General features: G+C 71.4%; 11 protein-coding genes. 1 reads left to right on the forward strand and 10 read right to left on the reverse strand.

Going from position 1 to position 13,078, the window contains the following annotated elements:
- Nucleotides 1–44: 44 nt before the first annotated feature.
- The 9 genes from WDV06_RS07720 to folC form a co-directional block, all read right to left on the reverse strand.
- A complete protein-coding gene (locus WDV06_RS07720) occupies nt 45–1,673 on the reverse strand; it encodes a CYTH and CHAD domain-containing protein (protein WP_395508885.1) in 1,629 nt (542 codons plus the stop codon).
- Between the two features lie 79 nt (nt 1,674–1,752).
- The gene (gene rodA, locus WDV06_RS07725; protein WP_395508886.1) at nt 1,753–2,952 is read right to left on the reverse strand and encodes a rod shape-determining protein RodA; all 1,200 of its coding nucleotides are present in this window, start codon (nt 2,950–2,952) and stop codon (nt 1,753–1,755) included.
- Nucleotides 2,953–2,958: 6 nt separating this feature from the next.
- The gene (gene mrdA, locus WDV06_RS07730) at nt 2,959–5,133 is read right to left on the reverse strand and encodes a penicillin-binding protein 2 (protein WP_395508887.1); all 2,175 of its coding nucleotides are present in this window, start codon (nt 5,131–5,133) and stop codon (nt 2,959–2,961) included.
- A gap of 13 nt (nt 5,134–5,146) precedes the next feature.
- The gene (gene mreD / locus WDV06_RS07735; protein ID WP_395508888.1) at nt 5,147–5,860 is read right to left on the reverse strand and encodes a rod shape-determining protein MreD; all 714 of its coding nucleotides are present in this window, start codon (nt 5,858–5,860) and stop codon (nt 5,147–5,149) included.
- Between the two features lie 12 nt (nt 5,861–5,872).
- Entirely contained in the window at nt 5,873–6,820 is a 948-nt protein-coding gene (gene mreC, locus WDV06_RS07740) for a rod shape-determining protein MreC (protein ID WP_395508889.1), read from the reverse strand.
- Nucleotides 6,821–6,985: 165 nt separating this feature from the next.
- The gene (locus tag WDV06_RS07745) at nt 6,986–8,005 is read right to left on the reverse strand and encodes a rod shape-determining protein (protein ID WP_008738981.1); all 1,020 of its coding nucleotides are present in this window, start codon (nt 8,003–8,005) and stop codon (nt 6,986–6,988) included.
- A 306-nt stretch (nt 8,006–8,311) separates the two neighbouring features.
- Nucleotides 8,312–8,722 (reverse strand): nucleoside-diphosphate kinase, encoded by a 411-nt coding sequence (gene ndk / locus WDV06_RS07750; RefSeq protein WP_395508890.1) that lies wholly within the window; start codon nt 8,720–8,722, stop codon nt 8,312–8,314.
- 64 nt (nt 8,723–8,786) lie between these two features.
- A complete protein-coding gene (locus WDV06_RS07755) occupies nt 8,787–9,137 on the reverse strand; it encodes a DUF4233 domain-containing protein (protein WP_395508891.1) in 351 nt (116 codons plus the stop codon).
- 7 nt (nt 9,138–9,144) lie between these two features.
- A complete protein-coding gene (gene folC / locus WDV06_RS07760) occupies nt 9,145–10,671 on the reverse strand; it encodes a bifunctional tetrahydrofolate synthase/dihydrofolate synthase (protein ID WP_395508892.1) in 1,527 nt (508 codons plus the stop codon).
- A 118-nt stretch (nt 10,672–10,789) separates the two neighbouring features.
- On the opposite strand from folC, the gene WDV06_RS07765 reads away from it, so the two are divergent.
- Nucleotides 10,790–11,839 carry a rod shape-determining protein gene (locus WDV06_RS07765; RefSeq protein WP_395508893.1) on the forward strand — a complete coding sequence of 350 codons (1,050 nt, stop codon included), beginning with the start codon at nt 10,790–10,792 and terminating at the stop codon, nt 11,837–11,839.
- Between the two features lie 18 nt (nt 11,840–11,857).
- Here the strand turns inward: WDV06_RS07765 and WDV06_RS07770 are convergent, their stop codons facing one another.
- Nucleotides 11,858–13,006 (reverse strand): sensor histidine kinase, encoded by a 1,149-nt coding sequence (locus tag WDV06_RS07770; protein WP_395508894.1) that lies wholly within the window; start codon nt 13,004–13,006, stop codon nt 11,858–11,860.
- Between the last annotated feature and the right edge of the window lie 72 nt (nt 13,007–13,078).

Genomic DNA, 13,078 nt, shown 5'->3' on the forward strand with positions numbered 1-13,078 from the left:
ACTCTCAAGCGTACCTTGAGGCCCGGCTCCCCTTCTCCACGTGATCATTTCCGGGCCGCCTTCGCCCTGCGCCGCTCGGCTTTGGCCCAGATGGCCGGAAGCTTGTGCTCCAGGCGGGCGGACCGGCCTTCCTCGCGGGCGTGGAGCACTCCCCAGGTGAAGGAGGACTCGGCCGCGTCGGCCGCCTGGGCGCCGAGGCCGAGCAGGGCCTCGCGGGCGACGACCCCGTCGCGGTGGTCGCCGAGCAGGGACTGGACCGACTTGGCGGCCTTGGCCTGCTTGCGGGCGGCCTTGCCGAGGGCGGGGGCGGCCGCCTCGGCGGCGTAGCGGGCCCGTTTGGCGGCCTTGCGGGCCTCGTGGAGGGCACGGTCGCGTTCCTCGCCCGAGTCGAGGGCGAGGGCGGCGTCGACGCGGTCGGCGAGCCGGTCCCAGTCGTGCCGTAGGGCCTTGGGCAGCTGCCGGGTGGCGGGGCGGGAGGCGGCGGGGCGCAGCGGGGGCTCGGCGAGGAGGGCGTCGACGGCGTCGAGGAGGGCCAGGTAGCGGTCGCTGTCGAGGGCGGCGACGGCACGGCGGCGGGTGCGCTTGCGGCGCAGGGCGTTCCAGGTGCGCAGCCGGTCGCGGACGGGGCCCAGGCGCAGGTCGGGCGGGAGTTCCGCGAGCCGGGCGCGCAGCAGTTCCAGGAGGACTTCGCGGTCGCGGTCGGCGCCGAGTTCGGCGCCGAGCCAGCGCAGCTCCTCGCGCACGGGGTCGGTGGCTGCGCGGTCGAGGATCTTGCGGTGGGTGGCGAGGGCGCTGCGCAGCCGGCGGATGGCGACGCGCATCTGGTGGACGGAGTCGGGCAGGTCGCGGCGTACGGCGGGGTCCTGGGCGATGAGGGCGTCGCGCTGCTCGCGCAGGTACGCCAGGACGTGCGCGCCCGCCGTCCGGTCGGCGGGGGCGTGGCCGGGGCGGAGGGGGGGCGGGGCGCCGGTGGCGGTGAGGGCGCGGGCGAGCTTGGAGGGGGCGTCGCTGGGGCGCAGGCCGGCTTCGGCGAAGCGTTCCGTGACAGCGTCGAGGAGGGCGGGGTCGCCGGCGTCGGCGAGTTCGACCTCGACCTCGGTCCAGGCGGTGGCGGCCTTTCCGCGTTCGGCGCGAACGGAGTCGGTGCACAGCTGTGCGAGGAGGGTGCCGTCGGCGTCGAGGAGGTCGCGGGTGTGGCGTTCGGAGCGGAGGCGGACCAGGGGTTCGGGGGCGGAGCGGCGGGTGCGGGAGCGGGCGAGGGCGGCGAGGTCCGGTGGGAGGGCGTCGGAGAGGGGGGCGTGGACCTCGTCGCGGACGCCGGGGGCGACGGGGAGCTTGAGGTGCCAGCCGGCGTCCTCGCCGCCGGTGCGCCGTCGCAGGGTGAGGCCGTCGGCGGCGAGGGCGAGGCCGGGGGTGTCGTAGTAGACGGCGTCGAGGCGGGTGGTGCCGCGGTCGCGGACGGAGGCGATCCCGGCGGTCCCGGTCAGGTCGGGCACCCCCGGCCGGGCGGCCCGGCCGTTCTTCGCGCCCTGCCGCTTCGCGCCCTGCTTCTTCGCGTCCTGCTGCCTCCCGCTCCGCTTCGCCCGTTTCCCGTGGCCCCGGTGCTTCCCGTCGTCCGCCCGGCCCGCGGTGAACTCGAATTTCCGCTCGGTCTCGCGCTGGGTGTCCGCCATAAGTCGAATCTAGTCCCGTTCCGGGGCGGCGGCAGGGCGCTGCGGGCCCCGGCCGGAAGCGTCCGGCGCGGCGCCCGGTTCAGGCCGACATCGGCCGCTGCACCCTTATCGACTGGAGCAGGCCGACGGCCACCCAGACGGCGAACATCGAGGAGCCTCCGTAGGAGACGAACGGCAGCGGGAGCCCGGCGACGGGCATGATGCCGAGGGTCATCCCGATGTTCTCGAAGGCCTGGAAGGCGAACCAGGCGATGATGCCGGCGCAGACGATGGTCCCGTAGAGCTCGGTGGTCTCGCGGGCGATGACGCAGGCGCGCCACAGGATGACGCCGAGCAGGACGAGGATCAGTCCGGCGCCGACGAAGCCGAGTTCCTCGCCGGCGACGGTGAAGACGAAGTCGGTCTGCTGTTCGGGGACGAACTGGCCGGTGGTCTGGGAGCCCTTGAAGAGGCCGGAGCCGAGCAGGCCCCCGGAGCCGATGGCGATGCGTGCCTGGTTGGTGTTGTAGCCGACGCCGGCGGGGTCGAGGTCGGGGTTGGCGAAGGCGGCGAAGCGGTTGATCTGGTACTCGTCGAGGACGCCGAGCTGCCAGATCAGGATCGCTCCGGCGGCGCCGGAGGCGAGCAGGCCGACGACCCAGCGGTTGGAGGCGCCGGAGGCGAGCAGGACGCCGAGCACGATGATGACCATGACCATGACGGAGCCGAGGTCGGGCATCAGCATGACGATGCCCATGGGGGCGGCGGCCAGGCAGAGGGCCTTGACCACGGTGCGGTGGTCGGGGTGTTCGAGGTCGCCGGCGTCGACGCGGGCGGCGAGGAGCATGGCCATGCCCAGGATGATGGTGATCTTGACGAATTCTCCGGGCTGGAGGGAGAAGCCGCCGCCGATGACGATCCAGGCGTGGGCGCCGTTGATGGTCGAGCCGAGCGGGGTGAGCACGGCGAGGACCAGGACCAGGGAGAGCCCGTAGAGGATCGGCACGGCTCCGCGCAGGGTGCGGTGGCCGAGCCAGATCGTGCCGATCATCAGCACGAGGCCGATGCCGGTGTTCATGGCGTGCCGGGTCAGGAAGTAGTACGGGTCGCCCTGGTTGAGGGTGGTGCGGTTGCGGGTGGCGGACCACACCAGGAGGGCGCCGAGGAAGGACAGGGCGAGCGCGGACAGCAGTATCGGCCAGTCGAGCCGGCGCAGGACGGAGTCCCGTGCGGTCAGTTTGGCGACGGCCCCGCGCTGGGGCGCGTACCGGGAGACGGAGAACTTGTTGGCGGTCTGCATCGGGCCTCAGTCCTGCTTGTGCGCGGGCGGGGCCGGCGGGCCGGCGAGGGCGGGCGGGACGTCCTCGGGGGACGGCGGCACGTAGGGCCGGATCTCGGGGGCGTCGATGGAGCCGTCCGGCTGGATGGTGGGCAGGCCGGCTTCGGGCTTGGGCAGCAGGGCCTTGGACAGGTCCTGCTTGCCGGCCATGTCGAGGCCGTAGATCGCGTTGTAGATGTTGCGCACGGCGGGGCCGGAGGCGCCGGAGCCGGTACCGCCCTGGGAGATGGTCATGACGATGGTGTAGTCGTCGGTGTAGGTGGCGAACCAGGAGGTCGTCTGCTTGCCGTAGACCTCGGCGGTGCCGGTCTTGGCGTGCATGGGGATCTGCTTCTGGGGCCAGCCGCCGAAGCGCCAGGCGGCGGTGCCCCGGGTGGCGACGCCCTCCAGTGCTTCGCTTATCTGCTGCCGGGTCTTCTCGTCCATGGGCAGCTTGCCGTGGGCCTGCGGCTTGATCTCCTCGACCTTCTTGCCGTCGGCGCTGATGACCGCCTTGCCGATGGTCGGGTTCCACATGGTGCCGCCGTTGGAGATGGCGGCGTAGATGGTGGCCATCTGGATCGGGGTGACGAGGGTGTCGCCCTGGCCGATGGAGTAGTTGACGGCGTCACCGGCGCGCATGAGGTTGCCTTCGAGGCAGTTCTCGTAGGAGAGCAGCTCGACGTAGGTGCCGCCCTTCTTGCCGGTCTTGCACCACTGGTCCTTGTTGGCCTCCCAGAAGCGCTGCTTCCAGGCGCGGTCGGGGACGCGGCCCTTCTCCTCGCCGGGGAGGTCGACGTGGGTCTCGGCGCCGAGGCCGAACTGGTGGGCGGTCTTGTAGAAGATCTCCGCGGGGTTCTTGATGGGGTGGAGTCCGCCGTCCTTGAGCCACTGCTGGTGGCCGAGGGCGTAGAAGACGGTGTCGCAGGAGACTTCGAGGGCCTGGCCGAGGGTGATGTTGCCGTGGCCCTGGGACTCGAAGTTCTTGAAGACCTGGCCGCCGATGGAGTACGAGCTGGGGCAGGGGTAGCTGCCGTCGAAAGGGTATCCGGCGTTGACGGCGGCGGTGGTGGGGATGACCTTGAAGATGGAGCCCGGGGCGGCCTGGCCCTGGATCGCCCGGTTCATCAGCGGGACGTTGGACTCCTTGGCGGTGAGCTTGGCGTAGTCCTTGCCGGAGATGCCGCCGACCCAGACGTTGGGGTCGTAGGTGGGGTTGGAGGCCATGGCGACGACCCGGCCGGTCTTGGATTCGAGGACGACGACGGCTCCCGCGTCGGCCTTGTAGGGGACCCCGGTGTTGCGGTCGATCTGCTTGCGGGCCTCGACCATGGCGGCGTTGAGCTCGTACTCGGCGACGCCCTGGACGCGGGCGTCGATGCTGGTGACGAGGTTGGCGCCGGGGATCGCGGGGTCGTTCTCGGCCTCTCCGATGACGCGGCCGAGGTTGTCGACCTCGTAGCGGGTGACGCCGGACTTGCCGCGCAGCTGCTTGTCGTAGGTGCGTTCCAGGCCGAAGCGGCCGACCTGGTCGGAGCGCAGGAACGGCGAGTTGGTCTTCTTGGCCTTGATGATCTCGTCGTCGGTGACCGGGGAGAGGTAGCCGAGGACCTGGCCGGTGTTGGCTCCGCCGGGGGCCGGGTAGCGGCGTACTGCGGTGGGCTCGGCGGTGATGCCGGGGAAGTCCTCGGGGCGTTCGCGGATCTGGAGGGCCTGCTGGGTGGTGGCCTCCAGGGTGACCGGGATCGGCTGGTAGGGGGAACCGTTCCAGCAGGGCTGGGGGGTCTTCGAGTCGCAGAGTCGGACCTTGTCCATGACGTCCTGCGGCTTCATGTCCAGCACCCCGGCGAGGCGGGTCAGGACGCCTTTGCCCTTGTCCTTTATCTTCATCAGCTCGGTGCGGCTGGCGGAGACGACGAGGCGGGTCTCGTTGTCGGCGAGCGGGATGCCGCGGGCGTCGAGGATGGAGCCGCGGACGGCGGGCTGGACGACCTGCTGGACGTGGTTGTTCTTCGCCTCGTGGGAGTACTCCGCGCCGTTGCGGATCTGGAGGTACCACAGCCGCCCGAAGAGGGTGAGGAGCAGTGAGAAGACGAGTACCTGGAGGATGACGAGCCGGATCTGCACCCGGGGGGTGCGGCCGGTCTCCGGAATGTTGGTCACTACTGCTCCCCCGTCACAGCTTCCTGACGCTCTTCACGCCCTTGACACCTTTGACACCTTTGACACCCTTTATGCGGCCGGCCCGGTTGGCGCGGCCCCGCGCGGTCATCATCCGCAGGCCGCCGCGCTGGCTGCCGATGCGCAGGCCGGTGCCGCCGGCGAGCCAGCCGGAGGCGACGTCCTTGCCCTGCGGGGCGCCGCCGTTGGCCTCTACCGCCATCGGGTCGTTCTCGGCTCGGCGGGCCAGGGCCATGAGGAACGGCACGGTGAACGGCGCGAGCAGCAGGTCGTAGAGGGTCGCGGTGAACAGCAGCCCGACCAGGCCGACGTGGCGGGCGGCGGTGTCGCCGACGAGGGCGCCGACGCCCGCGTACAGCAGCGTGGAGCAGATCGCGGCGGCGAGGACGGTGAGCATCGGCCCCCAGGCGGAGCGGAAGCGGCCGTTGTCGGGGCGGACGAGGCCCACGAGGTAGCCGATGAGGCACAGGACGAGGGCGTAGCGTCCGGCGGCGTGGTCGGCGGGCGGGGCGAGGTCGGTGAGCAGGCCTGCGGCGAAGCCGATGAGGGCCCCGCTGACGTGCCCGTAGACCAGCGCGAGGGCGACGACGGTCAGCAGGACGAGGTCGGGCACGGCTCCGGGCAGCTGGAGCCGGCCCAGGACGGTGACCTGGATGACGAGGGCGACGGAGACGAGCGAGCCCGCGAGCAGGATCCGGTTGATGCGCATGGCGGTCAGCTCCTACTCGTCGGCCGGCTTGCCGGAGACGCTGGCGGAGGGCGACGGGGCGACCGTGACGGTGACCGTCGGCGTGGGCTTGGGCGGCTCGGGCTTGGGCGGCAGGACGGCGTCGCGGGGGTCCTCGCGCGGGGGCATGACGACGACGCCGACGATGTCGAGGCGGGAGAAGCCCACGAAGGGGCGCACCCAGACGGTGCGGGTCAGGTCGCCGCGCGAGGGGTCCACCTTGACGACCTCGCCGATCGGCACCCCGGGGACGAAGGGCTTGTTGGCGCGGGAGCCGAAGGTGACGAGGCGGTCGCCGGGGTTGATCTTGGCGCGGCCGTTGAGCATCTGGACGGAGAGGGCGCGGTCGCCCTGTCCGGTGGCGAAGCCGAGTTCGCCGGACTTCTCCAGGCGGGTGCCGACGGTGAAGCCGGGGTCGTTGGCGAGGACGACGGTGGCGGTGTCGGGGCCGACGGTGGCGACGCGGCCGACGAGTCCGTCCCCGTTGAGGACGGTCATGTCCCGTTCGATGCCGTCCTTGCTGCCGGCGTCGATGGTGACGGTCCAGGAGAAGCCCTGGGCCGCTCCTATCCCGATGACCTCGGCGCCCTTGATGCCGTACTGTCCGGCGCCGGCCCGCTTGAGCATCTCGTCCAGCTCGTGGATGCGGCTGCGGGTCCGGTCGTCACTGCCCAGCTTGATCTTCAGGGCGGTGTTCTCGCGTTCCAGGGCGGTGATCCGGTTGTGGCGCTCGTCGGAGTCGCGGACGGCCCCTATGGCGTTGGCGACCGGGTCCACAGCGGTCGCGACGCCCTTCTCGACGGGGCCGAAGACGGCCGCGGCGGCCCGCCGGGCGCCGTCGACCGGCGAAGCCTCTCCCGCTCTGATGTCCACCGTGATCAGCGCGAACGCGATGGCGATCAGCAGTACCAGGAGCAGCCGGCTCTCTCGTGTGTCCCTCACGTGCGGCGGCCGTGCCTTCCTCGTAGAAAACTCGTGCGGCGGAACCGTTCCGGCGGGGCCGGGGCTCTGCGGACTGTGCCTGTATATCAACGATCCGCCGCACGGGCGCGGCAGCACCCGTACGGCGGATCCTTGTGTTCCACATGCCCCGTTACGGGGATTTGATCACCGCCGGGGCTGGGCGTCCAGGACCTGCTGGAGTGCCTCGAACTCCTCGACGCACTTGCCGGAGCCCAGGGCCACGGAGTCGAGCGGGTCCTCGGCGATGTGGATCGGCATGCCCGTCTCGCGGCGCAGCCGCTCGTCGAGCCCGCGCAGCAGGGCGCCGCCGCCGGTGAGCACGATGCCGCGGTCCATGATGTCGCCGGAGAGCTCCGGCGGGCACTTGTCGAGGGTGGTCTTGACGGCGTCGACGATGGCGTTGACCGGCTCCTCGATGGCCTTGCGGACCTCGGCGGCGGAGATGACCACGGTCTTGGGCAGGCCCGAGACCAGGTCGCGGCCGCGGATCTCGGTGTGCTCGTCCTTGTCGAGGTCGTACGCCGAACCGATGGTGATCTTGATCTGTTCGGCGGTGCGCTCACCGAGGAGGAGCGAGTACTCCTTCTTGATGTGCTGGATGATCGCGTTGTCCAGCTCGTCGCCGGCCACCCGGATGGACTGCGCCGTGACGATTCCGCCGAGGGAGATGACGGCGACCTCGGTGGTGCCGCCGCCGATGTCCACGACCATGTTGCCGGTGGCCTCGTGGACGGGCAGGCCCGAGCCGATGGCGGCGGCCATGGGCTCTTCGATGATGTGCACCTGGCGGGCGCCGGCCTGCGTGGACGCCTCGATGACGGCGCGGCGCTCCACTCCGGTGATGCCGGAGGGCACGCAGACCACCACGCGCGGCCGCGCCAGGTAGCGACGCTTGTGGATCTTGAGGATGAAGTACCGGAGCATCCGCTCGGTGATCTCGAAGTCGGCGATCACGCCGTCCTTGAGGGGGCGTACGGCGACGATGTTGCCGGGCGTGCGCCCGATCATCTTCTTCGCCTCGGAGCCGACCGCCAGGATGCCACCGGTGTTCGTGTTGATGGCGACCACGGACGGCTCGTTCAGGACGATTCCCCGGCCCCTCACGTACACCAGCGTGTTGGCGGTCCCGAGGTCGATCGCCATGTCACGGCCGATGAACGACATGTTGTTCCCCTTGTTCCCCATGAGGAGCGTCTGGCCTTCCAGTTGATAGCGGCTGCTGTCAGGTCGGCGAGGTGGGTGTGTGGGTGGAGGCCCCATCGTAGTGCCGCACGTACGGACATCGCGCGACGGGACTCCGGCGATCCCGCCGGAACGGATACCCGCCCCCTTAGTGGTGACGTCGTGTCCAGTCCATGCGTTCCCGGACACCGCCCGCAATACCGAAGGGCGACCGAAATTACTTCGGTCGCCCCAGGTCATGAGCGCTATTTGGCTGATGTCGCGTCAGGAAGGAATGTTCGCTGCCGCTCAGAGACCGGGGAAGAACAGCTTCAGCTCGCGCTCCGCGGACTCCTCGGAATCCGAGGCGTGGATCAGGTTCTCCCGGGTGATCGACCCGAAGTCGCCCCGGATGGAGCCGGGCGCCGCGGCGATCGGGTCGGTGGGACCGGCCAGCTGGCGGACACCCTCGATCACGCGTTCCCCTTCGACCACGAGGACGACGACCGGGCCGCTCGACATGAAGCCCATGAGGGGCTCGTAGAAGGGCTTGCCCTTGTGCTCGCCGTAGTGGGTCTCCAGGGTCTCCTGGTCCAGCGTGCGCAGCTCCAGCGCGGGAATGGTCCAGCCGGCCTTCCGCTCGATCCGGCCGATGATCTCGCCGATCAGGCCACGGCGGACGGCGTCCGGCTTGAGGATGACGAGCGTGCGCTGGGTCATGTTCCAACTCCTTGCGGCATACGGGTGCGGTAGGGCGAATCTACAGGGCCGGTACGGTGACCCGTCACGCAGCGTCAGCCTCGGCCTGACGGGCGGCCCAGCTCGCCTTGATCGCGTCGATCCGCCGGCCGTAGTGCACCGAGCACCACCACAGGCCGGCGAAGACCGCGCCGAGGAAGAACATCGTCGGGACCACGAAACCGCTCGCGATCAGGCCGATCTGGAGCGCCCAGCCGAGCTCCACCGCGCCCCGGCGCGAGAGCATCCCGCACAGCGCCACCGACAGCAGCATCGTCACGCCGCAGACCGTCCACACCGCCGCCTGGGTCAGGTCCGGGTTCTTCATGGCCACCAGGCCCGCGAAGCCGACGACGAAGAACTCGCCGATCAGCGTGCTCGCGCAGAGCGTGCGCATCGATCCCTCAGCCCCTCTTGAACAGCAGGCGGGCCTCGCCCACCGTGATCACGGAACCGGTCACGAGGACCCCGGCCCCTCCGTATTCGGCCTCTTCCTCCGCCAGCGTGACGGCCGCCTCCAGGGCGTCGTCCAGCCGCGGCTCGACCTGCACCCGGTCGGGGCCGAAGACCTCGACCGCGATCGCGGCCAGCTCGTCCGCGCCCATGGCCCGGTGGCTGGTGTTCTCGGTGACGACGACCTCCGCGAAGATCGGCTCGAAGGCCTCGAAGACGCCCTTGACGTCCTTGCCCTCGCTCGCCGCCACCACACCGATCAGCCGGCTGAAGCCGAACGCCTCGGTCACGGCCTCCGCGGTCACCTGCGCGCCCGCCGGGTTGTGCGCGGCGTCCAGGATCACCGTCGGGCTGCGGCGCACGACCTCCATGCGGCCCGGGGAGGTCACCGAGGCGAAGGCCCGCCGCACCGTGTCCACGTCCAGCTCGCGCGCCTGCTGACCGCCGACGCCGAAGAAGGCCTCGACGGCGGCCAGCGCGACCGCCGCGTTGTGCGCCATGTGGGCGCCGTACAGCGGCAGGAAGATGCCCTCGTACTCGCCGCCCATCCCGCGCAGCGTCAGCATCTGGCCGCCGACCGCGACCTCGCGGGAGACGACGCCGAACTCCATCCCCTCGCGGGCCACGGTCGCGTCGACCTCGACGGCCCGCTTCAGCAGCACCTGCGCCGCGTCCACCGGCTGCTGCGCCAGGATCACGGTGGCGTCCTGCTTGATGACCCCGCCCTTCTCCTGCGCGATCTCGCCGGGCGTGGAACCCAGCCGGTCCGTGTGGTCCAGGCTGATCGGGGTGATCACCGCGACCGAGGCGTCGATCACGTTCGTGGCGTCCCAGGTGCCGCCCATGCCGACCTCGATCACGGCGGCGTCGACGGGGGCGTCCGCGAAGGCCGCGTAGGCCATGCCGGTGAGGACCTCGAAGAAGGACAGCCGGAAGTCCTCGGCGGCGTCGACCATCTCCACGTACGGCTTGATGTCGTGGTAGGTCTCGATGAACCGCTCGGCGCTGATCGGCGCCCCGTCCAGGCTGATCCGCTCCGTGACGGACTGGACGTGCGGGCTGGTGTAGCGGCCGGTGCGCAGCTCGAAGGCGTTCAGCAGGGCCTCGATCATGCGGGCCGTGCTGGTCTTGCCGTTCGTACCGGTGACGTGGATGGTCGGGTAGGCGCGCTGGGGCTGGCCCAGGACGTCCATCAGCGCCTCGATGCGGCTGACGGACGGGTCCAGCTTGGTCTCGCCCCAGCGGGTGGACAGCTCCTGCTCCACCTCCAGCAGCGCCTTGGCCACCTCGGGGTCCTCGGGGCGGGCGGGCACCGGGTCGCCCGCGGGCGGGCCGGCCTGGGCGCGCAGGGTGCGGCTCCCGGCCTCGATCACCGCCAGGTCGGGGTCTCGGTCGGCTTCTTCCGCCACTATCTGGTCGAACTCGTCGAACGTGCCGTCGCGGTCGCGGTCCTGGCCCTCGGGCTGCTGCTCACTCACAGCCCCCAGTCTACGGACGCGGGCCCCGGGGACCTTCGGCCCGGCCGTTTCGGGACCTTCGGCGGCGAAAGCGACCGGATCGTTATGCAAGCCTTGCGGACGGGAGATTGGGGAACAAATGCCGCAGGCCAGTACCGACAAGACCGCCTCCATCCGTGACATAGGCATGGACCTGGGGACCGCGAACACCCTCGTCTACGCCCGGGGACACGGGATCGTCCTCAATGAGCCGTCCGTGGTCGCGGTCAAGGCGGGCACGACCACCGCCCTCGCCGTCGGCACGGAGGCCAAGGAGACCATCGGCCGCACCCCGGGCTCCATCACCGCGATCCGTCCCCTCAAGGACGGCGTGATCTGCGACTACGAGGCCGCCGAGGAGATGATCCGGCACTTCGTCCGCAAGGCGGTCCCCGGCCGGCGGCCCCGCGCCCGGATGGTGATCTGCGTACCGTCCGGGGTCACCCCGGTCGAGCGGCGGGCCATCGTCCACGCCTCCACGCGGGCCGGCGCCCGGTCCGTGCACCTGATCGAGGAGCCGATGGCGGCCGCGATCGGGGCCGGGCTGCCGGTGGCCGAGGCGCGCGGATCGATGGTGGTGGACATCGGCGGCGGCACCTCCGAGGTGGCCGTCATCTCCCTGGGCGGGATCGTGACCTCGCAGTCCCTGAGGATCGGCGGGGACCGCCTCGACAGCGCGATCATGGACCATGTGCGCAAGGAGCACTCCCTGCTCATCGGCGAGCGCACCGCCGAGGACGTGAAGGTCGCGATCGGCTCGGCCTGGCCCGTCCCGGAGCAGCCGGAGCTGGAGACCCGTGCCTTCACCGTGCGCGGCCGGGAGCGGGTCGGCGGCATGCCCAAGACCCTGGAGCTGACCGCCGCCGACGTACGGGCGGCCCTGGACGAGCCGGTCGAGGCGATCATCGCGGCCGTCCGCACCACCCTGGAGGAATGCCCGCCCGAGCTGTCCGGCGACGTCATGGAGCACGGCATCGTCCTCACCGGCGGCGGTGCGCTGCTGCCCGGCCTGGACCTGCGCATGGCCTCCGCCACGGGCATCCCGGTGTTCGTCGCCGACGCGCCCCTGGACTGCGTGGCCCTCGGGTCGGGGCGCTGCGTGGAGGACCTGGACAGCCTGGGCTCGCTGCTGTCCCGGGCGAAGGCCTGACGGGGTCTCTCCCCGGCGTCAGCCGCGCGGCAGGGTGGCGACGACCTCGTACCCGTCCTCGCCGCGCCGCGCCGTCAGCGTGCCGCCCAGGCTGCGGACGCGCTCGGCCATGCTCGCCGTGCCCGAACCCGCCGAGACCGGCGCCCGGCCCGGGGTGCGGATCGGGAGGCCGTTGCGGACGGCGATCGTCAGGTGGGGGCCGTCGGCGCGGATCGACACCTCGATGGTCTCGCCCTGCGCGTGCTTGGCGGCGTTCGTCAGGCACTCCTGCACCACCCGGTAGACCGCCGCCTGGCGCAGCGGCGACAGCGCGTGCGCCTGCGGGTCCATCGTCAGCCGGACGGGCGAGCCGGCCCGTCCGCTCTCCTCGGCGAGCGCCGCCAGCCCCTCCACGCCCGGGGTTGCGGCCCGCTCCCCGCGCTGCACGATGATCTCGTTCAGCACCAGGTGGGCCCGGCGGGCGGTGTCGGACAGTTCCTCGAAGTCCTTCGCGTACGGGGTCTCGCGCGCCCGCATGGACAGCACCTCCGAGCGCACGGTCAGCAGGGTCAGCTCCCGCCCGACGAAGTCGTGGACGTCACGGGCGACGGAGGTCCGCTCCTGCTGGACCGCGTTCAGCACGGCCGCCTCGGCCCGCCGGGCCGCCAGCTCCCGTACCAGGTCGTGCCGGTAGGCGGCGATGCCGACGGCGGAGGCGAGCACACCGATGGGGACGATCAGGCTGAGGAAGGCGCTGAGGGTCGCCGCCTTGGGCTCGGGCCAGCCCGGCAGGCAGAACACGCCGAGCGCGAAGGCGATGTAGCCGGTGGTGGCGAGGACCGCGGCCCGGCGGCCCCGGTTGCGGCCGACGGAGTAGAGGGCGAACTGGATCAGCGTCAGCTCGTGCAGCCAGCCGATGAACAGCAGGGCGGTGAGGTACGCCGCCCAGGGCATCCTGCGCCGCACCAGCAGGGTCGCACAGCCCGCCGTGAGCACCAGGGCGGCCTGCCGGCCGTTGAGGGAGTTGTCGGCGGCGGCCAGGCCCGGCAGGTCCAGCGCCATCAGGCCCAGACAGGCGAGTGCCGCGAGGGCGTCCTGCGCCCGGGGCGAGGCGCCCCAGCCCTCGGCGAGCCGGCGCCCGCAGGCCACGGCCCGGTTCCATGCCGGGACGGAGGGCTTCAGGTGCATGTCCCCCATCATGCGTGGTCCGCGCCCGGGATCGGCTCAGCCATCTGGACATACCACGTGATAAACGGCACT

The sequence above is a fragment of the Streptomyces racemochromogenes genome (genome assembly GCF_044129415.1).
Classification (GTDB): Bacteria; Actinomycetota; Actinomycetes; order Streptomycetales; family Streptomycetaceae; genus Streptomyces; species Streptomyces racemochromogenes_A.